Raw genomic sequence first — 23,039 nt, forward strand, 5'->3', positions numbered from 1 at the left:
GAGACGTTTACAAAAGCCCACCAAGCCGGGCCCGGCGGTGGTATCACCGCCTCACACCGATGCGTCGGGCGGATGGGTGGGCGCTCGGGTGAGTCCATGGGCGGCGGGCTTACGGTTGGGGCATGTCGACGGTCGCGCCCGCAGTGTCAACGACGCGGGTCTTCGCCATCGACCTCGGCCGGTTCGCGGCGCTCGCCGGGATGATGGCGGCGCACACCTGGAACCGCACGGCCGACGGCGAGCAGACCCTGATCGGCGAACTCGTCGCAGGTCGGGCCGCCGCGCTCTTCGCGGTGCTCGCGGGCGTCGGAGTCGTCTTCGTCACCCGCCGCGCGCTCGCTGAGGGGAGGCGCGGAATCGCCGCGCGACTTCTCCTCGGCAGAGCGCTCGCGATCTTCGTGATCGGCATGACCCTCGGCCTGCTCGGCACCAACGTGTACGTGATCATCGCCTATTACGGCCTGCTCTTCCTCGCGATGGCGCCCATCGCCGGGCTGCGCTCCCGGTGGCTGATCGGCATCGCCGTGGTCCTCGCCGTGGCGGGGCCGTTCGTCAACGTGTTCGTGCGCGCATCGCTCGGCGTCACCGAAGAGCTCGGCAGCCCGACGTGGGTCGATCTGCTCGACCCCATCGCCCTCGTGCGCGGACTGCTGATCACCGGCATCTACCCGGTCATCACCTGGCTGGTCTACGCGATCGTCGGAATGCTCATCGGTCGCGCGCTCATCCGCGCGGACACCGTCGACCGGGTCCGCCGGCTCGGACTCGTCACCGCCCTCGGAGGCCTGGTCTCCGTGGTGGTCGGATACCTCGTCAGCGCGCTCGTGCTCGACGTGGTCGGCGGACGCGCGGCCCTTGCGGAGCTCTACGGCGCTGACGGCCGCCGCATCGTCGACGAGTTGCTCGTCGACGGCGGAACCGGGTCGCCGCCGCTGCGCAGCCCGTACTGGCTCGCGACCGCCGCACCGCACACGGGCAGCACGCCCGACCTTCTCATCACCGCCGGTATCGCCGCCATCACGATCGGCGTGCTGCTCGCGCTGCTGCCCGCTCCGGGACGGACGCTGCGGAACGTCCTCCTGCCGATCGCCGGAGCGGGGGCGGCGCCGCTGACCGTCTACTCCGTGCACGTCGCGCTGACCGCCCTCGTGCCGCAGACGGCCACCCTGCTGAGCCCCGACGGGTTCGCCCCGTTCGAGTTCCGCTCGAGCCTGCCCCTGTATCTCGCCAACCTGGCCGTCGCGCTCGGCATCGGCACGGTGCTCGGGCTCTTGCGCATCCGCGGCCCGCTCGAGACCGCCGTCACCGCCGCCGGCAGCGCCACGGCTGGCATCCGGCGCTCAGGAAACCGCTCGTAGGCTCGGATTCCGCTGCGAATCGAAGGAGGGCCCTTGACCGCCGACCCCGCACCCTCCTCCCCGTTCGCCGGCGCCCCGTCCACGCGCGTCGACGGTTACGTCCCCCTGCGCGACTACGCCGCGATCGGAGACGGGCGCACCGTCGCGTTGATCGCGAGCGACGGCAGCATCGACTGGCTCCCCATGCCGGCGCTGCACACGCCCCCTGTCTTCGCCGCGCTGGTCGACGCAGCGAAGGGCGGCCGATTCGAACTTCGACCGACCGCCCCCTTCCGTACCGAACGCGCGTATGTCGACGGCACCAACGTCCTCCGCACCCGGTTCACGACGGCGGACGGCGTCGCCGACGTGACCGACGCCCTCGTCACGGGCGTCGCCGGGCGACTGCCCTGGGCGGAGCTCGCCCGACGGATCGACGGAATCTCCGGTGCCGTCGAGTTCGAGTGGAGGGTCGCCCCCGGCGCCGTCTTCGGCGGCGGTGAGGTGGACCGGCTGAACACCGTGCACGGCCCGATCCTGCGCGACGACGACATCAACTTCGCCCTCGTCGGCTTCGAGCACGGCCGCCTCGACGGCGACTCGACGACGGAGCCCGAGTTCTCGGGCCGATTCAGCACCACCGCCGGATCCCGTTCCCTGCTGTGCCTGTGCGGCACCGACGACGAACCCATCCACCTGCCCGATCCGCACATCGTCGACGAGGGCGTCGATCGCAGCATCGAGAGCTGGGCGACCTGGTCGCGCGAGTTCACCTGGGAAGGCCCCTGGCAGGAGTCGGTGCACCGCAGCGCCCTGGCCCTCAAGCTGCTGATCTTCTCGCCCACCGGTGCGATCGCCGCGGCGGCCACCTCGTCGCTGCCGGAGTCGCTCGACGGCGGCAAGAACTGGGACTACCGATTCGCGTGGGTGCGCGACCTCGCCTACACGACCCGGGCGCTCATCCGATTCGGTCTGCGCGAAGAGACGCATGCCGCCGTGTCCTGGATCCTCAAAGCGCTGAAGGACAACGGGCGCGAGATGCACATCTTCTTCGAGCTCGACGGCTCCCTCGCCGACGGCGTGCACGAGGCGAAGGCCGAAGGGTGGCGCGGCATCGGCCCCGTCGTCACGGGCAACCCCGCCGCCGATCAGCTGCAACTCGGCAACTTCGCCGACATCCTCGCCATCATGGCGGGCTACGTGGAGGGCGGGAACATCCTCGACTCCTCGACAAGCGAACTGCTCTGCGGCTTCGCGGACGAGGCCTGCGTGCGCTGGCAGAAGAAGGATGCCGGCATGTGGGAGCTGCCGAAGCAGCAGCACTACACGAGCTCCAAGATGGGTGTCTGGCAGGCGCTGACCGCAGCCATCCGGCTGTCGGAGCTGGGCGAGGTGCACCCGTCGCCGAAGCAGCTCGACCGGTGGAAGAAGAACCGCGACCTCATCGTGCAGTGGATCGATGAGAACGCGTGGGATGAGAAGCGCGGGGCTTACCTGATGTACCCGGGCGCCGACGCGCTCGACACGTCGGTGCTGCTGCACGCGCCGAGCGGGTTCGACCGCGGCGAGCGGATGTCGCGCACCATCGACGCCCTCCGCGCGGAGCTCGGCGTCGGGCCGCTCGTCTACCGGTACACAGGGATGGCCGAGGAGGAGGGAACGTTCGTCTCGAGCGCCTTCTGGGTGGTCTCCGCGCTCACCTGCGTCGGTCGGCGCGACGAGGCGATCGCCCTGATGGACGAACTGGTCGCACAGTCGAACGACGTCGGCATTTACGCGGAGATGATCGCCGAGAACGGCGAGTTCCTCGGCAACCTGCCGCAGGGGCTCAGCCACCTCGCCCTCGTCAACGCCGCCGCCGACATCGTTGCAACCGACCCCGCGCGCGAGGACTAGCCGTCGTCAGAGCGGCGGCCGGGTCACGGAGTCGCGACCGCGAAGGTGTCGCAGGCGGCGGGTCCGCCGTTCAGCCCCTGCGTGAACCACTTCTGGCGCTGGTCGCTCGAGCCGTGAGTCCAGCTCTCCGAGTTCGCCGTCGTGCCCTGGATGCGGTCGTCGCCGACCGCGGCCGCGGCGCTCAACGCGTCGGCGATCTGCGCGTCCGTGACCTCGTCGAGCAGCGGCTCACCATAGGTCCCGGCCGCTTCGGAGGCGGCGGCGACCCAGGCTCCGGCGTAGCAGTCGGCCTGCAGCTCGACCCGGACGCCGTTGGAGTCGGGACCGGTGTCGCCGTCCTGCGCGCGGGCGAGGACGCCGGTGAGATTCTGGATGTGGTGACCCCACTCGTGCGCGGCGACGTACATCTCGGCGAGCGGGCCGCCGCTCGCGCCGTACCGGCCGCGGAGATCGTCGTAGAAGGCGGTGTCGACGTAGATCGAGGTGTCCGGCGGGCAGTAGAACGGGCCGACGGCGCTCGTCGCCTGACCGCATCCGGTGCTCGTCGCGTCGTCGAAGAGGAAGAACTGCGGGTCGACGTAGTCGGTGATGCCGAGGGTCTGCGCCTCGGTCGACCAGTATCCCGACAGCGAGTCGGCGGCGCCCGCCAGGCGGCAGTCGATCGACGCATTGGCGTCGGCGCCCGTCTCGCAGTTCTGCAGCGAGTCGGCCTCCTCGGCTCCGCCGCCGCCGGTCTGCGGTGCGAGCCCGGTGAGGTCGACGCCCAGCACCTGCGAGAGGACGAACAGCCCGATGACCAGGAGGCCACCGCCGCCCGCGGCTCCGACGCCGATGGTGCGGCGGCGCCGCTTCACCTTGCTCGAATCGATCCGCGCGTCGTCGTCGAACGTCATGACGCGACCGTACAGAAATCGACCTGAGAGTGGGGCGAGTCGATGGAAGGATGAACGGGAACCGAGAGAGGGAGGCGATGGGCGGGCTCTACGGTGACGCCATGCTGGTCGTCGGCATGCTCGTGGCCGCATCGACCGTCGTCGCCGCGCTCATCGTGCTGATCCGTCAGCGCCGCGACCGGTGATGCCCGCCGGTGAGGCTCAGCCCGTGATCACGGCGAGGAGCTTCTCGCCGTAGCGGTCGAGCTTCGCCTGGCCGACACCAGTGATGCCGGCGAGGTTCTTCATGCTGGTCGGCCGGACCGTGGCCAACTCGCGCAACGACGCGTCGTTGAAGACGACGTACGCCGGCACTCCCTGCTCCTTGGCCTCGGCGGCACGCCATTCGCGGAGCTCCTCGAAGAGCGGCTGCGCCTCGGGCGGCAACTCGACGACCGCGCGCCGGGCACTGCTCGAGCCGCTCGATCGTCCCGCCCTCGCCGTGTCCTTCCGCATCGCCACTCGCCGCTTGCCCGAGAGCACATCGCCGCTCGTCTCGGAGAGGACGAGGGTGCCGTAGCCGTCGTCCGCGACCGAGAGCAGCCCCTGCGCGAGGAGCTGGCGCAGCACCCCGCGCCACTGCTGGTCGCTGAGATCGGCGCCGATGCCCCACGTGGCGAGCTGCTCGTGGCGGTGCTGCAGGGTGCGGGCGGTCTGCTTACCGCGGAGGATGTCGACGATCTGGCCTCCACCGAAGCGCTGCCCCCGCTCGCGCTGCAGGCGCACGACGGTGGAGAGGAACTTCTGCGCCGGCACCGTGCCGTCCCAGGTCTCGGGCTTCTCGAGGCAGGTGTCGCAGTTGCCGCACGCTTCGGCTCGCTCCTCGCCGAAGTAGGCGAGCACCTGACGGCGGCGGCAGTCGACGGTCTCGCAGAGCGCGAGCATCGCATCGAGATTCGCGGACAGTCGGCGACGGTGGGCGGCGTCGCCCTCGGAGCTCTCGATCATGCGGCGCTGCTGCACCACGTCCTGAAGCCCGTAGGCGAGCCAGGCGGTCGACGGCAGACCGTCTCGGCCCGCGCGGCCGGTCTCCTGGTAGTAGCCCTCGACCGACTTGGGCAGGTCGATGTGGGCGACGAAGCGGACATCGGGCTTGTCGATGCCCATGCCGAACGCGATCGTCGCCACCATGACGATGCCGTCCTCGCGGAGGAACCGGCTCTGGTTCACGGCGCGCACCCGGGCGTCGAGGCCGGCGTGGTACGGCAGCGCGGCGATGCCGTTCGACGCGAGGAACTCGGCGGTCTGCTCGACGCTGTTGCGGGAGAGCGCGTAAACGATGCCCGCATCGCCGGAGTGCTCGCTGCGCAGGAAGGAGAGCAGCTGCTTGCGGGGCTCGTCCTTCGGCACGATGCGGTACTGGATGTTCGGACGGTCGAAGCTCGAGACGAAGTGCTTCGCGCCGTCGAGCTGCAACCGATGGGTGAGCTCGCGGTGCGTGGCCTCTGTCGCGGTCGCCGTGAGGGCGAGGCGCGGCACATCGGGCCAGCGCTCGCCGAGATCGCCGAGGGTCAGGTAGTCGGGACGGAAGTCGTGACCCCACTGCGCCACGCAGTGCGCCTCATCGATGGCGAGCACCGAGAGCCCTGGCCCGCGGTGCACCGAGTCGAGCAGTCGGCGGGTGCTCTCGAGAGCGAGTCGCTCGGGAGCCACGTAGAGCAGGTCGACCTCGCCGGCGAGCAGCGCCTGCTCGACCCGGGCGCGCTCGCCCGAGTCCTGTGTGGAGTTGAGGAACTCGGCCCGCGCACCGACGGCACGCAGCGCCTCGACCTGGTCGTGCATGAGGGCGATGAGCGGTGATACCACCACACCCGTGCCGGGCCTCGCGAGTGCGGGGATCTGGTAGCACAGCGACTTGCCGCCGCCGGTCGGCATGAGCACGATGGCGTCGCCGCCACCCAGCACGTGCTCGACGATCGCGCCCTGCTGGCCTCGGAACTCGTCGTAGCCGAACGTGGACCTGAGTGTGGCGAGTCCGGATTCGAGGGTCAGAGCGGCAGCCACACGCGAAATGGTAACCGCGACCGCGGACAGTGGGGCTGCGTCGGCGAGTCCGGGGACGCGCGCGGGCGATCCGTGAATCGGGAGGAACTGTCGCCGTGCCTCGGCGTCAGGAGGAGGACTTGCGGCGCCGTGGTGCCGCCGACCGGGGTGGGGACGCCCGAAGATGCGTGCGTACCCGGCCGAGCACTCCGGCGAGCGCCTCGACGTCGCCGCCCGACAGCGGCTCGAACAGCAGCTCTTTCAGCACGGCGATGTGGCCGGGGAACACCGCGGCGAGCACGTCTCTGCCCGCGTCGGTGAGGGTGACCGTTGTGCTGCGCTCGTCCTCCCGTGACGGCGCGCGGGTGACGAGGCCGCGCTGCTCGAGGAGCTGCGCTTGGTAGGTGAGCCCGCTGCGGCTGTAGACGACGCCATCGGCCAGGTCGGTCATGCGCGAGCTGCCCGCCGGCGAATCCCCGAGCGTGGCCAACAGCTGGAACTGCACGTAGCTGAGGTCGCCCGCCTCCCGCAGCTGCTGCTCGACCGCGTGCCGCACGAGGCTGCTCACCTCGATGAGCGCGAAATACGCATCGAGCTCGACGGGCGAGAGCTGAGCGGAGTCCTTCGAGGGGGCGTCGGATGTCATGCACCGATCCTACTTGCTTCGAACTCGAAGCAGTGTTACGTTCTCTGCAGATGCTTCAAGTTCGAAGCAAAACAAGAAGGAGACAACGATGAAGGCAGTACGGTTCCACGAGCAGGGCGGCCCCGAGGTCCTTCGCTATGAAGACGTCGAACGACCCGAGCCGGGCGCCGGGCAGGTGCGGATCCGGGTCGCCGGATCGGCGTTCAACGCCGCCGACAACGGGATGCGGGCGGGCACGTTGCCGATCCCGATCGCTCTCCCCCACATCCCCGGGTATGACGTGTCGGGCACGATCGATGCGCTCGGCGAGGGCGTCGACGACATCGCAATCGGAGACCCGGTCGTCGGCTTTCTGCCGATGACCGCCGATGGCGCCGCCGCCGAGTTCGTGGTCGCGCCGCGCGAGGTCGTGGTCGCCGCACCGTCCCGCATCGACCTGTCCGACGCGGCGGCGCTGCCATCGGTGGGCCTCACCGCGTGGCAGGCACTCTTCGAGCACGGCCAGCTCACGGCGGGCCAGCGGGTGCTGATCGTCGGTGCCGGCGGCGCGGTGGGCGGCCACGCCGTCCGTCTCGCCAAGCGGGCCGGCGCCACGGTGATCGCGACGGCGAGCCCGGCGAGCATCGCCGCGGTCACCGCGGGCGGAGCCGATCAGGTCATCGACCACACGAGCGAGCCGGTTCTCGACGCCGTCTCGGAGCAGATCGACGTGCTGCTCAACCTCGCCCCGATCGACCCGGCGGAGTTCACCGCCCTCGTCGCCCTCGTGCGGTCGGGCGGGGTGGTCGTCAGCACCACCGCATGGATGCCCGCCCCCGGCGACGAGGAGCGCGGCGTGCGCGGCGTGGTGGTCTACGTGCACAGCGACGCCGCCCAGCTGGCGGAGCTGGTATCACTCGTCGACTCGGGCGAGCTCGTCGTCGACGTGACCTCCCGCATCCCCCTCCGCGACCTGATCGGGGTCCACGAGCAGGCCGCGCAGGGCCGCATCCGCGGAAAGGTCGTCGTCATCCCGAGCGCCGCGTGAGGACGACCGGTCACCTGGTCGGATCGGCGACCAGGTGACCATGGACCCTGCCGTTCATCCGCCCACCAATAGGCTTGCGGGATGCGACGCTCCACGACTCGGCTGCTGCTGACGTGCGCCGCCATCGGAGTCGCGGGCGGCATCGTGTTCATCCTCGAAGGGCTCGTCAGCGGCACCATCGCCGCGGTCGCGCCCTTCCTCTACGGCGCCACCCTCGGCGTCTACTTCCTGCCCGGCGCGATCGCCATCGCGCTCCTCCGACTGCCGGGGGTCGGTCTGCTCACGGCGACGCTCGCGGGTGTCGTCGTCAGTCCGTTCACCTCCATCTCGTTCCGCGCCATCGGGGCCGCCGCGCTCATCGGGCTGCTGCAGGAACTGCCCTTCGCCGCGACCCTCTACCGCCGCCGCCCCGTCTGGCTCCTCTACGTCGGAGCGGTGCTGGCCGGAGTCGTGCTCGGCTTCGTCGTCTACTTCGCGTTCGCCGTCGCAGCGCTCGCGACGTGGGCGCAGGTCCTCGCGTGGGTCGCCTCGATCGGCTCCCCCGTCATCTTCACCGCCATCGGGCACGCGGTCGCCGACGGGGTGCGGCGCACCGGGGTGGCGCGCGGACTGTCCGCCGCCCCAGAGGCGGTCCGGCCTGGTGGCACGAGGTAGGTAAGGCTAGGCTAAGCGGCGCTTCCTCCGGCTCCACGAAAGGCCCGCCCTGTCCAGCGCACGAGTCCCCCTCTCGCGCTCGGACGTGCAGTCTCCGCCGACATCGGGATCGCCCCTCATCGAGGCCCGCGGAGTCGCGATCCGGCATGACGGCGCCGACCGGAGCACACCGCACTCCCTCGACCTGAGCGTCCGTCCCGGCGAGGTGCTGCTCGTTCTCGGACCGTCGGGATCCGGCAAGTCGACCCTCGCGCTCGCGCTCAACGGGCTCATCCCTCACGCCGTGCCCGCCGAGCTCGACGGCGACGTCTTCGTCGCCGGCCGGTCAACCGCCGACATCACGGTCGCCGAAGCGAGCCGCACCGTCGGCATGGTCTTCCAGGACCCCGACGCGCAGATCGTCACCGGCACCCTCCTCGACGAGGTCTGCTTCGGCCCCGAGAACCTGCTCGTCCCCCGCGACGAGGTGCTTGCCCGCGCCGAAGAAGCCCTGCGGGCGGTCGGCCTGTGGGAACGGCGCGCCGAGAATCCCGACCGACTCTCCGGCGGCGGTCGGCAGCGGCTCGCCATCGCGTGCGCGCTCGCGCTCGGCTCGCCCGTGCTCGTGCTCGACGAACCGACCGCGAATCTCGACCCGACCGGCATCGACGAGGTCTACGCCGTGCTCGCCACCCTCGTGCGCGACTCGTCGCTCTCCGTCGTGCTCATCGAACACAACCTCGACACGGCGGTCGGCCTCGTCGATCGGGTCCTCGTGCTCGATGCGGACGGCGCGCTCGCGATGGACGGCCCTCGGGACATCATCCTCCGCGACCGCGCGGTGGAGGTCCGCGACCTCGGAGTCTGGCTGCCCACCGTGACCCTCGCCGCCCTCGCCCTGCGCGAGCGCGGCATCCCGATCGACGCGCTCCCCCTCAGCGGGCGGGAACTCGCGGCGGCGCTCGACGCCCTCCCCGAACTCCCCGGTCTCGACGACTCCTCGACGCACCAGCGCGACAGTCCGGTGACCGTCGAGGTCTGCGGGCTCACCGTCGCACGGCACGGCCGAACACTGCTCGATCAGGTCGACCTCACCCTGCACGCCGGCGAACTCACGGCGATCATCGGTGTGAACGGGGCCGGCAAGACCACCCTCCTGCAGGCGATCGCCGGTGTCGTCCCGCCGCCACGCGGCACCGTCTTCCTCGATGGGCTCGACCCCGCCCGCGCCGACGTGCGCGCCCTCGCCGCGCGGGTCGGCTTCGTGTTCCAGAACCCCGAGCACCAGTTCCTCGAACCGACCGTCGCAGACGAGCTCGCGCACGGCCTTCGCATTCGCGGACTCGACGCCGCCGAGATCGACGACCGGGTCGACGTGATGCTGCGCCGGTTCGGTCTCGCGGATCTTCGCGACCGGCACCCCTTCCTGCTCTCCGGCGGTCAGAAGCGCCGCCTCTCCGTCGGCACCGCGCTGATCGCCGGAGCCCCGATCCTCGCGCTCGACGAACCCACATTCGGGCAGGACCGGGCGCACGCCGGTGAGCTACTCGACATCCTTGCCGGGCTCCGCGACGACGGCACGACGGTCGTCATCGTGACCCACGACCTGCAGCTCGTCGCCGACTACGCGGACCGCGTCGCCGTCATGGGCGGCGGACGGCTACTCGGCGAGGGTCCGGCGTCGAGCATCCTCGGCTCCGATCTCATGGAGACGGCGGGCCTCCTGCGCCCGCCGCTCGCCCGAGCGATGCAGCGGCTCGAGAACCACCCCGACTGGCGCTCGGTGTCCCGGCTCGCCGACCTCCCCGGCGGCCGGCCATGAGCGCGACCACGATCGACCCGTTCGCCGACCGCTACGACGCGGCCCCCATCCGGTTCCTCTACCGCCTGAACCCGCTCGCGAAGATCGCGGCCCCGCTGCCCGCCATGGTCGCCCTGCTGTTCTCCCGCGACCCCGTCACTCCGGCCGCCTTCATCGCGCTGGCCTGGATCCTGCTGCTCGTCGGCGCCTCCCTGTCGCGCCGCGCGGCTCTCGCGATCTTCCTGCTGCTGCCCCTCGGCATCGCCGTGCTGAGCGGTAGCTTCGCGCTGTGGACCGACCCCGCCGCCGTCGCCGAGACACCGGTGCTGTGGAGCGTCGGCGACTACCGCTTCCACCTCGGCGCGCTCTACATCGGGGCCTCGACCGCGCTGCGGCTCGCGGCGCTGGCGACGCTCGCACTGCTCGGCGGACTCACGACCACCGGCCCCGACCTGGTGCGCGCGATGATCCAGCAACTGCGCGTGCCCTACCGGATCGGCTACACCACCCTCGCCGCGTATCGCTTCGTGCCCCGCTTCGCCCACGAGCTCGACGTCATCCGAGCCGCGCACCGCGTGCGCGGGATGGCGGGAGGACGCGGCCCCGTCCCGGCGCTGCGCCGATGGGTCGGATACGTGGTTCCCCTTCTCGCGAGCGCCATCCGGCACGCCGAACGCGTCGCACTGTCGATGGACTCGCGCGCGTTCGGGGCGCACCCCACGCGCACCGAACGCCACCTCGTGCCCTTCCGCACCCGCGACTACCTCTTCGTGATCGCCTTCTGGGCCGTCACCGCCACCCTCTTCCTCGCCGCCTCGAGCGCGGAGATCCCACCGATCGGAGTCCGATGACCACGCGACAACGCGCCAGCACCCGCTACCTGCTCACCTGCGCCGTGCTCGGCGTCGCCGGCGGGCTGCTCACCGTCGGCATGAACTGGGCGAGCATCGGTCTCGCCGCCGTCGCCCCCGCCTTCATCTCGGTCACCATCGGCGCGTGGATCCTGCCGTCGATGACCGGCATGGCGCTGCTGCAGCGCCCCGGCGCCGGGCTGCTCATCGCGGTGCTCGCCGGCCTCGTCAACGCGCCGCTCACCCCGTTCGGCTTCGCCCAGCTGCCCACCGTGATCATGGCCGGGGTGCTCTCGGAGCTGCCGTTCGCCGTGAGCCTCTACCGGGTGTGGAAGAAGTGGGTGTTCTACTTCGGCTACGTCGTCCTCATCACCGCGTTCTCGACGCTGTGGGTCGTCGCCGTCGATGCGGCGATGAGCTCGACCGCCGTGCTCATCGGCCTCTACGCCGCCACCGCGGTCGCCTCGTTCGCCTTCGTCTGGCTCGCGCTGTTCGTCGCCGCCCGCCTGCGCAAGGCGGGAGTCGGTCTCGCCGTGTCCGGATCCCGACGCCCTCGCGTGCAGCCGAAGTCCGCCGATGTCTAAGGGAGTCGAGCGGCGCATCCAGCCGCAGGAGAAGACGATGATCTTCACCGAGGTCATCCGCAACGAGTCGATCAGCCCGTCGTTCCGCCGCATCACCTTCGCGGGCGAGTCGCTGCGCAACTTCACCCCGCTCGGATTCGACCAGTGGTTCCGGCTCTTCCTGCCGTTGCCAGGGCACGAGGAGATGCGGCTGCCGAAGGACCTCAGCCTGCTCTCGTACGCCCGGTTCCTCACCATCCCGAAGCGGGAACGGCCGATGCTGCGCAACTACACGGTCCGCGCGTACCGCGCCGGCACAGCCGACTCACCGCCCGAACTCGATGTCGACTTCGTCGTGCACGGTGACGAGGGATTCGCGTCGGCGTGGGCGCAGACCGCCGGGCCGGGCGCCCGCGTGGCGATCCTCGACGAGGGCATCCTGTTCGCGCCCCCCGAGGACACCCGCTCGGTGCTCATCGTCAGCGACGAGACCGGTCTGCCCGCCATTGCCGGCATCATCGACTCGCTCGGGCCCGCCGCGGTCGGCGACGTCGTGGTCGAAGTGCCCGACGCGGGCGACCTCGCGCTGCTCGAGTCGCCGCCGATGCTGCGCCTGCACGGACTCGTCCGAGGGCACGACGAGAAGGTCGGGGCGCTCGCCGCGGCCCGCGTGCGGGAACTCGCCATCGCGCCGACCGGCCTGTACGCGTTCGCGATCGGTGAATCCGGCATTGCGACCGGGACGCGCCGGTTCCTCGTGTCGGAACGGGAGGTCCCGAAGACGCACGTCACCTTCTGCGGCTTCTGGCGCGAGGGCCACGCGGGGCGCTGAACAAGCCCTGGCACACTCGTACCGGTGGACGCTTTCGGACGGTTGCGCGACGAGGTCGCCGCGCATCCCTCCAACGCCTGGGCGACGGCGTTGGGCTGGCGGCCGCTGTTCGTCGCCGACCCCGCCGCGCGGGTGCTCATCATCAGCCAGGCGCCCGGTCGCCTCGCGCAGGAGTCCGGCATCCCGTGGAACGACCCGAGCGGTCGGCTGCTGCGGTCGTGGATGGGCGTCACCGACGACGAGTTCTACGACCCCCGCAACGTCGCCGTCCTGCCGATGGATTTCTACTTCCCCGGCAAGGGCACCAGCGGCGACCTTCCGCCGAGGCGCGACTTCGCGCAGCTCTGGCATCCACCGCTGCTCGAGCTGTTGACCGAGGTGCGGCTGACGATCCTCATCGGCTCGTATGCGCAGCGCCGCTACCTCGCCGGGCGTGCGGGGCCGACCCTCACCGACAACGTCCGGGCCGCGCCGAGCCTGCTGCCGCTGTTCCCGATCGTGCACCCGTCGCCGCTCGCCCGCGGCTGGCGCACCCGCAATCCGTGGTTCGCCGACGAGACCGTCCCACTGCTCCGGGCGCAGGTGCGGGAGGCGCTCGACGGCTGGCCGTGAACCGAGACTCGCGTCGCATCGCGACGGGCCTGGCGAATCCCCGGTCGCTGAGCCGCCGCGCAGCGGCCCAGCGATGCGACGAGTCGGCAGAGTGCGCTGAGGCTTCGACCCCGGTGCAAAGTCCCGTCATTTCGCGACGGGCCTGGCGGCCCTCCTCAATGACCAGGCATTCCCGGTCGCTGAGCCGCCGCGCAGCGGCCCTGCGATGCGACTAGTGGGCAGATTGCGGCCGGGTCCTGATGCCGGGGCAATGTCGGTGGTCACTGCTTCACTGTGGGTATGTCGAAGTCGCCCGCACCGCCACTGATGGCTGGTCCTTGGCCTGACTTGGAAGAGTTCGACGACCTCGACACGACCCCCGAGGACGAGTCCCGGCAGCACCTGAACCGACTCGCCGACCGGCTCCTCGACACCAAACGCGCCGAGGCCGCCGCGGCCGCCGACCGGTACAAGGTCGTGGATCAGTTCCGCCGCGAATGGGAGTCCTCCTCCGCGTCGAAAGCGTCCCTCGCGGGCATGCGGGTGAGGGCGATGCGCGCCGAACTCGCCGCCGCCCTCGGACTGTCCGAGCGCACCATCGAATCATTGATCGGCCGCGCCAAAGCGTTGACCACCGACCTTCCCTCGACCCTGATCGCGCTGCAGCGCGGGCAGGTGTCGGATCGGCAGGTGCAGGTCATCGTCGACGAAGCCGCCGGCCTCACCCCCGACGAAACAGCCGTGTTCGAGGCGGCGATCCTCCCCGAAGCCACAGCCTTGTCGGGTCCGAAGTTCGCCCGGAAGGCCCGCACCCTCCGCGAGCACCTCCGCGCAGTGGACCTCACCCAACGACACGCCACCGCGGCCGAGTTCCGCGACCTCGGCCTAGCCGGGCAACGGGACGGCATGGCCGATCTGCTCCTGCACGGCCCGGCTCAGCACTCGGTCGCGATCTACAGCCGGGTCGATCAGATCGCCCGCACCCTTACCGACCCGGAGGACAACCGCACCCTGGCGCAGAAACGCGCCGATGTGTTCATCGCCCTGCTCCTCGACCCCGGTGCCGTGTTCCCGTCCACCGACACCGACGCGGAAAAGGGGCCGCGGCAGCCGGTCTTGCACCGGGGTGTCCGGCCCAACGTGAACGTCACCGTCCCCGCACTGTCCATCCTCGGCAAGTCCGACGAACCCGCGAACCTCGAAGGCTACGGGCCGATCTCGGTCGACACCGCCCGGGAACTCGCCGGGGCGGCGACCGGGTTCCACCGCATCCTCACCCACCCGGAGACCGGCGTGATCCTCTCCTTCGGGCGCGACAAGTACGAAGTTCCCGCCGAGCTGAAGCGTTTCCTGCGGGCGCGGGATGAGACCTGCCGGTTCGTCGGCTGCAACCGGCCCGCCGTCGCGTCGGACCTCGACCACACCGTCGCCTGGGAAGACGGCGGCGGCACCAACGTCTGGAACCTCGGCTGCCTCTGCAAGGGCCACCACCGACTCAAACACAACACCGCCTGGGTGGTAACGCAGGCAAGGGATGGCACGGGCGATTACACCTGGACCTCACCCCTCGGCCGCGACTACACCACCAAACCCGCCATCAGAATCGGCGCCGGCGTCATCACCCAAACCGCCTGGCTCGACAACGACCCACCACCCTTCTGACGTCGCTCCGACAGGCGACCCTGCACACCTGGTCGCTGAGCCGCCGCGCAGCGGCCCTGGCGATGCGACGGGTCGACGGATCACGCTGAGGCTCCGAGCCCAAGCTCCGTTCCCGTCATTTCGCGACGGGCCTGGCGGCCCTCCGGGGTGACCAGGAAACCCCGGTCGCTGAGCCGCCGCGCAGCGGCCCTGCGATGCGACGGGTCGACGAATCGCGCTGAGGCTCCGAGCCCAAGCTCCGTTCCCGTCATTTCGCGACGGGCCTGGCGGCCCTCCGGGGTGACCAGGAAACCCCGGTCGCTGAGCCGCCGCGCAGCGGCCCTGCGATGCGACGGGTCGACGAATCACGCTAAGGCTCCTACCCCAAGCGCAACTCCCGTCATTTCGCGACGGGCCTGGCGGCCCTCCTCAATGACCAGGCGACCGCCGGATGCGGCAGTACGACCGCGCCGCGGTGTCGCGGTATCGCTTCGCTCAACGGGCGGATGCATCGGCCGAAATGTCGAAGTGGGCACCGCACCGAAGCTCCGATGCGAATGCCCACCCGTCTGGTTACTCCGGCTCTAGCGGTCGAGGAGTTCCGAGATGGTCGCGTCGCCCGGGGTCACCGGGGTGGCGGTCGCCGTGATCTCGGCGCGGCCGAGCAGCTCCTCCATCTTGCGGCGGCGGTTCTTGCCGATGAGGGTCACGACGATGCCCTTCTTGCCGGCGCGCCCCGTGCGGCCCGCGCGGTGAAGGTACGTCTTGTACTCCTCCGGCATGTCCGCCTGGATGACGAGGCCGATGTCGTCGACGTGGATTCCACGCGCCGCGACGTCGGTGGCGACGAGGACGTTGACCTTGCCGCTCGTCAGACGCTCGAGGCTGCGGGTGCGCTTCGCCTGGTTGAGGTCGCCGTGAAGGCTCGTCGCCGGCACACCCGCGTCGTCGAGCTCCTCCGCCAGCTGCTCGGCGAAGGCGCGGGTTCGTGCGAACACCAGGGTCTTGCCCGGGCCGCTGGCGAGTTCGGCGACGAGCGCCACCTTGTCGCGCTGCTCGATGAGCAGCAGACGGTGGTCGATGTCGGAGGTCTCCTGATTCTCACCGGCGACCTCGTGCACCGACGGCTCGGGCAGGAACTCGTCGACCAGCGTCGCGACACCCGTGTCGAGCGTCGCGGAGAAGAGCAGGCGCTGACCGTCGGGGCGGGTGAAGCGGAGGATGCGCTGCACCGGCTCGAGGAAGCCGAGGTCGCACATGTGGTCGGCTTCGTCGAGCACGACGATCTCGACGTCCGAGAGGTCGAGGTGCCCCTGCTGCTCGAGGTCTTCGATGCGACCGGGCGTACCGATCACGATGTCGACGCCGCGCTTCAGCGCACCGACCTGCCGGGCCTGCGGGACGCCGCCGTAGATCTGGGTGGTGAAGAGGCCGACGCTGCGGGCGATCGGCTGCACTGTGCGGTCGATCTGCAGGGCCAGCTCACGCGTCGGCGCCAGGATCAGCGCGCGCGGGGCACGACCGACGGCACGCTTGGTGCCACCCGAGTTCTCCATCAGGCGCTCGACGAGAGGCGCTCCGAACGCGATGGTCTTGCCCGAACCGGTGCGGCCGCGGCCGAGCACGTTGCGGTGGGCGAGCACATCGGGGATCGTGGCGGCCTGAATCGGGAACGGCGTCTCGGCGCCCAGCTCTGCGAGGGTGCGCACGATGTTGGTGCCGAGCCCGAGCGAGCCGAAGGTCGTGCCGACGACCTCGTCGGCGGTGATCGCCGACGCCTCGAGACGGTCGAGGACGACGTCCTCGATCTGGCTCATGTCGCGGTCGGGGCGACCGTAGAAGTCGGAGTGCATCGGCGTCGCATCGGTGTCGCGGTGCGGGGCGCGGTCGAAGCGCGGCGCGCGGTCATCGCGGCCGTACCGGGGAGCCCGTTCGTCGCGGTCCCGACGCGGCGCGCGGTCGTCGCGCGAGAACCGATCCTGACGGGGCGCACGGTCGTCGCGGCCGAAGCGCGAGCCGCGGTCGTCACGGTCCTGGCGCGGAGCGCGATCGTCGCGGCCATATCGGGGCGCACGGTCGTCACGGCCGAAGCGCGAACCACGATCGTCACGGTCCTGCCGCGAAGCGCGATCGTCGCGACCGTATCGGGGCGCACGGTCGTCACGGCCGAAGCGCGAACCACGATCGTCACGGTCCTGCCGCGAAGCGCGGTCATCGCGGCCGTACCGAGGAGCGCGGTCATCCCGATCCTGACGCGGAGCACGGTCGTCACGACCGTACCGGGGCGCACGGTCCTCGCGGCCGTAACGGGAACCACGGTCGTCGCGGTCCTGACGGGGCGCACGGTCATCGCGGCCGTAGCGCGAACCGCGGTCATCGCGGTCCTGGCGCGGCGCGCGGTCGTCGCGGTTGTAGCGGTCGCCGCCACGAGGGGCGTCGCCGCGGAAGCGGGAGTTCTGCTCGGCGCGGGCGCGGCGCTGCTGCGACGCGGCGGCTCCGGCGCGCTTCGGGCGGGCCTCCGGCGGAGTCCAGTCAGGACGACCGTCGCTGCGCTCGGACGCCGAGTCGGCTCCACGACGAGGGGCGGACCCGCGAGCCGCGCGCTCGTCGTTGTTCCACCGGTCCTTGCCGCGGGTCTCGGGCTCGGGTCGGTAACCGCGGTGCTTCGGGCTGACACTGCCGGCCTTGCGGCCCGCGGAGGCGCCGGGGCGGCGCGGATTCGAGTTGGAAGAAGGCATGAAGAAGTACTCCTGGAGAAGCCGTACGACGACGGCGGAAAACCCCGGACACCACTCTGGCCGGGCCGATTCGATGGATGATTTCCAGCGATCCGCTGGCGGAACCGGCCCTGCGTGATCACATCCTGAGAACCTCAGGCAGCACCGGCATCACCGGAGCCCTCGTCACGAGCCGACCGGGAAACGTTACCCGATCAGGGCGTATCTGTCACGCGGCCCTGCGGAGGCGTCCTTCGTATCGCTTCGCTCAGGCGGCGGGGGTGGGTGCGGGTTCCTCGGCGGCGGCGCGGGCCGCGCGACGGTCGCGTCGGCGCTCCCGCCCTCCTTCGACCAGCAGGTACAGCACCGGCAGCACGATGAGGGTCAGCGCCGTCGACGACACCAGACCGCCGATCACCACGAGGGCGAGCGGCTGCGAGATGAAGCCGCCACCGCCGGTGAGCCCGACCGCCATCGGCAACAGCGCGAAGATCGTCGCGAGCGCCGTCATGAGGATCGGCCGGAGTCTGCGGCTCGCTCCCTCGACGATCGCCTCCCGCACCTTCAGGCCACGGTCGCGGTACTGGTTGATGAGGTCGACGAGCACGATCGCGTTCGTCACCACGATGCCGATCAGCATGAGCACGCCGATGAGCGAGGCGACACCGAGCGGGATGCCGGTCGCCACCTGCAGCAGGATCGCTCCGGTCGCCGCGAACGGCACCGACACGAGCAGAAGCAGCGGCTGCAGCAGGCTGCGGAAGGTCGCGACCATGACGACGTAGACGATGAGGATCGCGGCGAGCATCGCAAGTCCGAGCTGCGAGAACGCTTCGTTCTGGTCCGCGGTCACACCGCCGAGCTGGGTGCCGACACCGGCCGGCAGATCGAGGTCGTCGAGCGCTCCCTGCACGGCGGCGTTCGCCTCGGCGAGGTTGTCGGAGGCCGGCGTCACCGAGACCGTCGCGTTGCGGGTGCCGTTGTTGGTGGTGACCGTCGCGGGCCCCTCGGTGATATCGACGCTCGCGAGCGTGTCGAGCGGCACGAGTCCGCGGGTCGTCGGCACCGGCAGGGCGGCGAGCTCGTCGCGGGTCGCGGGGCTCGTCTCGGGCTGGATGTAGATCGACAGCTGCTGCTCGTCGATCGTGATGGCCCCGATCGTCGACGGCTGCATCGCCTGCGAGACGAATCCGGCGAGCGCCGCCTCGGTGAATCCGGCCTGCGCTGCCGCTTCACGGTCGACGGCGATCTCGATGAACGGCTGCGCCGCGGCGAGGCTGCTCGTCGCCTCGGCGACGGCGTCGAGGTCGCGCATGGCCGCGAGGACGGTGTCGGTCGCGTCCTGCAGGTCGGACTGAGTGGTCGCGTCGATCTCGACGTCGATCGTGCTCGAGGCACCGAGACCGGCCGACTCGGAGATCGAGAAGTCGCCCGCGCCGTCGAGGCCGTCGAGCCGCTCGCGCACCTCGTCCTGCAGCGCCGCGGTGTCGGCGCCGTCCGCGGTGGTGATCGAGTAGCTCGCCGTGTTCGAGCCGCCGCCGAAACCGAAGCCCGCAGCGAGGCCGCCGCCGCCGATGGTGACCTGGACCGTCTCGATGCCCTCGATCGACTCGAGCTCGGCTTCGGCGCGCTGTGCGGCCTCGTCCTTCACGTCGAGGCTGGTGCCGGGCTCGAACTCCTCGGTCACCGACAGAGTGTTCTGTCCGCTGTCGCCCAGGAAGTTCGTCTTCATGAAGAACGAGAGACAACCGGAGGCGACGAGGATCATGCCCGCGACGATGATCGTGACGACGGGGCGGCCGAGAGTCGCCTTGAGCAGCGGCAGATAGCCGACCTGCAGACGCGACGGACGCTCCTCGCCGTCGGCCTCGGACGCGTGCCGATGCGGTTTCGGTGCCCGCAGGAACCAGTAGGCGAGAACGGGCACGATCGTGAGCGAGACGAGCAGCGACGCGACGAGCGCGATGGTGACCGTGAGGCCGAACGGACGGAACAGCTCACCGACCGACCCGCCGACGAACGAGATGGGCAGGAACACCGCGACGGTCGTGATGGTCGACGCGGTGACCGCGCCCGCGACCTCGCGCACCGCGTTCGCCACCGTCGCCGCCTTGCTCTCGTGGTCGATCGCGAGGTGCCGCTTGATGTTCTCGATGACGACGATGGAGTCGTCGACGACGCGACCGATCGCGATCGTCAGACCGCCGAGGGTCAGGATGTTCAGCGAGTAGCCGGCGAACTGCATCCCCACGAAGGTGATGAGAACCGATGCCGGGATGGAGATCGCCGTGACGAGCGTCGCCCGCACCGAGAGCAGGAAGACCAGGATCACGATGACCGCGAACACCAGGCCGAGCAGCCCCTCGGTCGCGAGCGACTCGATCGACTCCTCGATGTAGGGCGCCTGGTCGAAGACGGTGGTGAAGGTCGCATCGCCCAGTTCCGCCTGGATCTCGGGGAGCGCGTCGTTCACGAGGTGCGACACCTCGACCGTGTTCGCGTCGGGCAGCTTCGTCACCGCAAGGGTGAGCGCGGGCTCGCCGTTGACGCGCGAGATCGAGGTCGCCGGGTTGTCCGTCACCGCGACCGAGGCGACGGCACCGATGGTGGTCTCGCCCGATCCGCCGACGAGCGGCAGCGCGGCGATCTCATCGACCGACGTGAGGCGCGTGCCGCTCTGCACGGACAGGGTCTGGCCGTCTTGGGTGATCTGTCCGGCGGGGATCAGCACCCCGCTGCTGCTGATGGCGTCGCGGATGGCCGAGCTGGTCACTCCCGCCGCCGCGAGCTGCGCCTGGTCGGCGGCGATGGTGACCCGCTGACCAGGCGCACCGGAGACCGTGACACCGCGGACCCCGTCGAGCTCCTCGAGGGGCTGCACGGCGATCTGGTCGAGCCGGTCGGCGAGCGCGGAGGCGTCGTCACCCGACACGGCGAGCTGGATGATCGGGAAGTCGTCGATGCTGCCGCTCAGCACCTGGGGGTCGAGATCGGCGGGGAGGACCGACGCAATGCGGCCGAGGGCGGCGGAGACCTTGTTCTCGGCGGCGGCCAGGTCGGTGCCGTACTCGAAGGTCGCGCTGACGACCGACTGCCCGCTGCTCGAGGTGGCAGAGGTGCTCTCGACGTCGGCGATGCCGCGGATCGCCTGCTCGATCGGAGCGCTGACGCTCTGGTTCACGACCTCGGGCGATGCACCCTGGTAGGGAGTGATCACCGCGATCTGCGGGAACTGGATCGACGGGATCAGCTCCTGCTTCAGCGATGTGAGGGCGATGCCTCCGAACACGGCCGCGACGATCGTCACGAGCGCGATCAGGGCACGGTTCTTGAGGCTTGCGATCGCCAGTACGTGCACAGTGTGGATTATCGCGGACCGCGATATCGGTTCGGTTACGGAACCCTGAGCACTCCGTTTCCCTCCACCGCCGTTCCGACCGCCCTTCAGACCACCGCGGCCAGGGGCTGCTCGAGGCTGCGCGGCGCGTCGGCGACATCCGCCCACACGTCCGCGAGGATGCCGACGGCCTCGACCGCGGCATCCGCGCCGGGGCCGAACGGGATGCGGATGAACCGTTCGAAGGCGCCGTCGAGCCCGAACCACGGCCCCGCCGCGATGCGAAGCCCGCGGGCGCGGGCGCCGATCGCGAGCTGCGAACTCACCGGCGAATCGAAGCGCACCCATGCCGCGAGACCGCCGTCGATCGACGGCACCCGCCAGTCGGGGAGCCGCTCGGCGACCGCGGCGACGATGGCGTCGCGCGCCGCCCCGCTCTCGCGCCGCCGATGCGCGAGCACCGCATCGATGTCGTCGAACAGCTCGGCCGTCACGACCTGGTCGAGCACCGCGGTTCCGAGGTCGCCGATGGGGCGCGTCGCGGCGAGCGCGGCGATCACGTCTTCGGAGGCGCGGATCCATCCGACACGCAAGCCGCCCCACATGGTCTTGCTCGCCGACCCGACCGTGATCACCCGCGATCTGGTCGAGCCGAAACTCGCGAGCGGCGGGAATGATCCGACCCGGTCGATGTCGAGCTCGGCGGTCGTCTCGTCGACGATCACGGTGGCGCCGACATCGTGGGCGGCGCCGATGAACCGTTCACGGCCCTCGACCGACAGCGAGCGTCCCGTCGGGTTGTGGAAGTCGGGCATGAAGTAGGCCAGCGCCGGCGCCGCGCGGCGCAGGAGCTGCTCGCCCTCGCCGATGTCCCAACCGGTGTCCGCGTCGACGGGCAGCGGCAGCAGTCGCGCACCCGCCGCGCGGAGGGCTTCGTGGGCGTGCGGGTAGCCGGGCGTCTCGACGAGGGCGCGGTCGCCGCGGCTCACGAGCGTGCGGGCGAGCAGGGCGAGAGCGGGCTGCGCCCCCGAGGTGACCAGGATCTGCGACGGCCGCGTAGGGAGGCCTCGTCGCACGAAGTGGGCGGCGATCGCCTCGCGCAGCCGCGGCAACCCGATCAGCTCGTACCCCGAGCTCGTCAGCGCGGGGGCGAGCCCGGACAGCGCCCGCGCGGCGGCGGCTTCGAACGCCGGGGTAGCGGGCGACGACGCGGTGGCGAAGTCGAGCGCCGCGCCCTGCGGGGCGAGCTCGGAGCGGCGACCGTCGGGGACTCGGATCGCACTGCCGGAGCCCCGCCGGGTGACGATGTGGCCGGTGGCGCGAAGGTCGTCGAGGGCGGCCGCCAAGGTGGTGCGACTGACGCCGAGAGCGCTTGAGAGCTCGCGTTCCGCCGGAAGCCGCGTTCCGACCGCGATGCGGCCGTCGATCGCCAGCAGTCTGATGCGGTCGGCGAGGGCGCGATAGCCGACACCGTCGGTCGGCCGCCAATCGGACAGAAGCGTTCGCATCTGGTCCGCACTGATCGCCCTCGCCATCAGGCCACCTTATCGAGAGTGGCCCTGGTGGCCTGTACTCGAAGCCGATTGGCTTGCAGGATGCTCCGCTGGACCCACGCCACTCGCCTTCCCGTGCTGATGTTCGGCCTCGCCCTGTACGGCGTCGCCGACGGCATGATCGTGCAGGCAGCCATCGGCATCGGCCCCTGGGACGTCCTCGCGCAGGGCATCTCCCGGTCGACCGGCCTGCTGTACGGCGTGGTGACCATCCTCGTCGGGGCCGTGGTCCTCCTCTTCTGGATCCCTCTGCGCCAGCGGCCCGGCATCGGCACCGCGCTCAACGTCCTGCTCGTGGGCACCTTCGCGCAGTTCGTGCTGTGGCTCGTCCCCACGCCGACCCTCCTCATCGGGCAGATTGCGCTCTTCGCCGGCGGAACCGTCCTCCTGGCGGCGGCCACCGGCATCTACGTCGGCGCCTCCTACGGCGCAGGTCCCCGCGATGGCCTCATGACGGGACTCACCGCCCGGCTCGGCTGGCCCATCTGGCTGTCGCGCGGCCTCGTCGAGGTGACGGTCCTCCTCGCCGGATGGGCCCTGGGAGGGGACGTCGGCGTCGGAACGGTCGCCTTCGCGCTGCTGATCGGCCCGCTCTGCCACGTGACGATCCCGCTCTTCTCGCTCCGTCGTATCGCGCGGGTCGAACCCGAGACAGCGGAGGTCGTCCGGTGATCGCCCTGCTCGACTAAGGGCTTGCGC

General features: G+C 70.7%; 18 protein-coding genes. 12 read left to right on the plus strand and 6 right to left on the minus strand.

Going from position 1 to position 23,039, the window contains the following annotated elements:
* Window positions 1-122: 122 nt before the first annotated feature.
* Both NGH83_RS13975 and NGH83_RS13980 read left to right on the plus strand, forming a co-directional pair.
* A complete protein-coding gene (locus NGH83_RS13975) occupies window positions 123-1,358 on the plus strand; it encodes a heparan-alpha-glucosaminide N-acetyltransferase domain-containing protein (protein WP_251856858.1) in 1,236 nt (411 codons plus the stop codon).
* 33 nt (window positions 1,359-1,391) lie between these two features.
* Complete coding sequence (locus NGH83_RS13980) at window positions 1,392-3,233, plus strand: glycoside hydrolase family 15 protein (protein WP_251856859.1); 1,842 nt, start codon at window positions 1,392-1,394, stop codon at window positions 3,231-3,233.
* A gap of 23 nt (window positions 3,234-3,256) precedes the next feature.
* On the opposite strand, the gene NGH83_RS13985 is transcribed toward NGH83_RS13980, so the two are convergent.
* On the minus strand, window positions 3,257-4,126 hold the full coding sequence (locus tag NGH83_RS13985) for a neutral zinc metallopeptidase (RefSeq protein WP_251856860.1): 870 nt from the start codon (window positions 4,124-4,126) through the stop codon (window positions 3,257-3,259).
* 50 nt (window positions 4,127-4,176) lie between these two features.
* Here NGH83_RS13985 and NGH83_RS15285 point away from each other — a divergent pair, with 50 nt between their 5' ends.
* Window positions 4,177-4,311 (plus strand): hypothetical protein, encoded by a 135-nt coding sequence (locus NGH83_RS15285; RefSeq protein ID WP_256470105.1) that lies wholly within the window; start codon window positions 4,177-4,179, stop codon window positions 4,309-4,311.
* Window positions 4,312-4,327: 16 nt separating this feature from the next.
* Here the strand turns inward: NGH83_RS15285 and recQ are convergent, their stop codons facing one another.
* Together recQ and NGH83_RS13995 are read right to left on the minus strand one after the other, a co-directional pair.
* Window positions 4,328-6,169, minus strand: coding sequence for a DNA helicase RecQ (recQ, locus tag NGH83_RS13990; RefSeq protein WP_251856861.1), 1,842 nt, complete (start codon window positions 6,167-6,169; stop codon window positions 4,328-4,330).
* Window positions 6,170-6,275: 106 nt separating this feature from the next.
* Window positions 6,276-6,794 (minus strand): MarR family winged helix-turn-helix transcriptional regulator, encoded by a 519-nt coding sequence (locus NGH83_RS13995; protein WP_251856862.1) that lies wholly within the window; start codon window positions 6,792-6,794, stop codon window positions 6,276-6,278.
* A gap of 88 nt (window positions 6,795-6,882) precedes the next feature.
* Between NGH83_RS13995 and NGH83_RS14000 the strand changes: the two genes are divergently transcribed.
* The 8 genes from NGH83_RS14000 (at window position 6,883) to NGH83_RS14035 (ending at window position 14,754) form a co-directional block, all read left to right on the plus strand.
* Window positions 6,883-7,821 (plus strand): NADP-dependent oxidoreductase, encoded by a 939-nt coding sequence (locus NGH83_RS14000; protein ID WP_251856863.1) that lies wholly within the window; start codon window positions 6,883-6,885, stop codon window positions 7,819-7,821.
* 81 nt (window positions 7,822-7,902) lie between these two features.
* Window positions 7,903-8,475, plus strand: coding sequence for an ECF transporter S component (locus NGH83_RS14005; protein WP_251856864.1), 573 nt, complete (start codon window positions 7,903-7,905; stop codon window positions 8,473-8,475).
* Between the two features lie 85 nt (window positions 8,476-8,560).
* On the plus strand, window positions 8,561-10,276 hold the full coding sequence (locus NGH83_RS14010; protein WP_251856865.1) for an ABC transporter ATP-binding protein: 1,716 nt from the start codon (window positions 8,561-8,563) through the stop codon (window positions 10,274-10,276).
* Window positions 10,273-11,106 carry an energy-coupling factor transporter transmembrane protein EcfT gene (locus tag NGH83_RS14015; protein ID WP_251856866.1) on the plus strand — a complete coding sequence of 278 codons (834 nt, stop codon included), beginning with the start codon at window positions 10,273-10,275 and terminating at the stop codon, window positions 11,104-11,106. Before NGH83_RS14010 ends, NGH83_RS14015 begins: the two co-directional genes overlap by 4 nt.
* Window positions 11,103-11,690, plus strand: a complete 588-nt coding sequence (locus NGH83_RS14020; protein ID WP_251856867.1) for an ECF transporter S component — start codon at window positions 11,103-11,105, stop codon at window positions 11,688-11,690. The genes NGH83_RS14015 and NGH83_RS14020 overlap by 4 nt, the downstream gene beginning before the upstream one ends.
* Window positions 11,683-12,501 carry a siderophore-interacting protein gene (locus tag NGH83_RS14025; RefSeq protein ID WP_251856868.1) on the plus strand — a complete coding sequence of 273 codons (819 nt, stop codon included), beginning with the start codon at window positions 11,683-11,685 and terminating at the stop codon, window positions 12,499-12,501. Before NGH83_RS14020 ends, NGH83_RS14025 begins: the two co-directional genes overlap by 8 nt.
* A 24-nt stretch (window positions 12,502-12,525) precedes the next feature.
* Window positions 12,526-13,113, plus strand: coding sequence for a uracil-DNA glycosylase family protein (locus NGH83_RS14030; protein ID WP_251856869.1), 588 nt, complete (start codon window positions 12,526-12,528; stop codon window positions 13,111-13,113).
* Between the two features lie 327 nt (window positions 13,114-13,440).
* A complete protein-coding gene (locus NGH83_RS14035) occupies window positions 13,441-14,754 on the plus strand; it encodes an HNH endonuclease signature motif containing protein (RefSeq protein WP_251856870.1) in 1,314 nt (437 codons plus the stop codon).
* 563 nt (window positions 14,755-15,317) lie between these two features.
* On the opposite strand, the gene NGH83_RS14040 is transcribed toward NGH83_RS14035, so the two are convergent.
* From NGH83_RS14040 to NGH83_RS14050, 3 genes are all read right to left on the minus strand, one after another.
* Window positions 15,318-17,471 carry a DEAD/DEAH box helicase gene (locus tag NGH83_RS14040; protein WP_251856871.1) on the minus strand — a complete coding sequence of 718 codons (2,154 nt, stop codon included), beginning with the start codon at window positions 17,469-17,471 and terminating at the stop codon, window positions 15,318-15,320.
* A 247-nt stretch (window positions 17,472-17,718) separates the two neighbouring features.
* Window positions 17,719-20,808 (minus strand): efflux RND transporter permease subunit, encoded by a 3,090-nt coding sequence (locus NGH83_RS14045; protein WP_251856872.1) that lies wholly within the window; start codon window positions 20,806-20,808, stop codon window positions 17,719-17,721.
* A gap of 86 nt (window positions 20,809-20,894) precedes the next feature.
* Entirely contained in the window at window positions 20,895-22,295 is a 1,401-nt protein-coding gene (locus tag NGH83_RS14050; protein ID WP_251856873.1) for a PLP-dependent aminotransferase family protein, read from the minus strand.
* Window positions 22,296-22,382: 87 nt separating this feature from the next.
* On the opposite strand from NGH83_RS14050, the gene NGH83_RS14055 reads away from it, so the two are divergent.
* Entirely contained in the window at window positions 22,383-23,012 is a 630-nt protein-coding gene (locus tag NGH83_RS14055; RefSeq protein WP_251856874.1) for a YitT family protein, read from the plus strand.
* The last annotated feature ends 27 nt before the right edge of the window (window positions 23,013-23,039 follow it).

The sequence above is a fragment of the Herbiconiux sp. L3-i23 genome (assembly GCF_023734115.1).
Taxonomy (GTDB): domain Bacteria; phylum Actinomycetota; class Actinomycetes; order Actinomycetales; family Microbacteriaceae; genus Naasia.

What these genes read in the sequence shown, in the direction of transcription:
- NGH83_RS13975 (WP_251856858.1), top strand. Translation starts at nt 123, where the DNA reads ATGTCGACGGTCGCGCCCGCAGTGTCAACGACGCGGGTCTTCGCCATC.
- NGH83_RS13985 (WP_251856860.1), bottom strand. Translation starts at nt 4,126, where the DNA reads ATGACGTTCGACGACGACGCGCGGATCGATTCGAGCAAGGTGAAGCGG.
- NGH83_RS15285 (WP_256470105.1), top strand. Translation starts at nt 4,177, where the DNA reads ATGAACGGGAACCGAGAGAGGGAGGCGATGGGCGGGCTCTACGGTGAC.
- NGH83_RS13995 (WP_251856862.1), bottom strand. Translation starts at nt 6,794, where the DNA reads ATGACATCCGACGCCCCCTCGAAGGACTCCGCTCAGCTCTCGCCCGTC.
- NGH83_RS14000 (WP_251856863.1), top strand. Translation starts at nt 6,883, where the DNA reads ATGAAGGCAGTACGGTTCCACGAGCAGGGCGGCCCCGAGGTCCTTCGC.
- NGH83_RS14005 (WP_251856864.1), top strand. Translation starts at nt 7,903, where the DNA reads ATGCGACGCTCCACGACTCGGCTGCTGCTGACGTGCGCCGCCATCGGA.
- NGH83_RS14015 (WP_251856866.1), top strand. Translation starts at nt 10,273, where the DNA reads ATGAGCGCGACCACGATCGACCCGTTCGCCGACCGCTACGACGCGGCC.
- NGH83_RS14020 (WP_251856867.1), top strand. Translation starts at nt 11,103, where the DNA reads ATGACCACGCGACAACGCGCCAGCACCCGCTACCTGCTCACCTGCGCC.
- NGH83_RS14025 (WP_251856868.1), top strand. Translation starts at nt 11,683, where the DNA reads ATGTCTAAGGGAGTCGAGCGGCGCATCCAGCCGCAGGAGAAGACGATG.
- NGH83_RS14040 (WP_251856871.1), bottom strand. Translation starts at nt 17,471, where the DNA reads ATGCCTTCTTCCAACTCGAATCCGCGCCGCCCCGGCGCCTCCGCGGGC.
- NGH83_RS14050 (WP_251856873.1), bottom strand. Translation starts at nt 22,295, where the DNA reads ATGCGAACGCTTCTGTCCGATTGGCGGCCGACCGACGGTGTCGGCTAT.
- NGH83_RS14055 (WP_251856874.1), top strand. Translation starts at nt 22,383, where the DNA reads ATGCTCCGCTGGACCCACGCCACTCGCCTTCCCGTGCTGATGTTCGGC.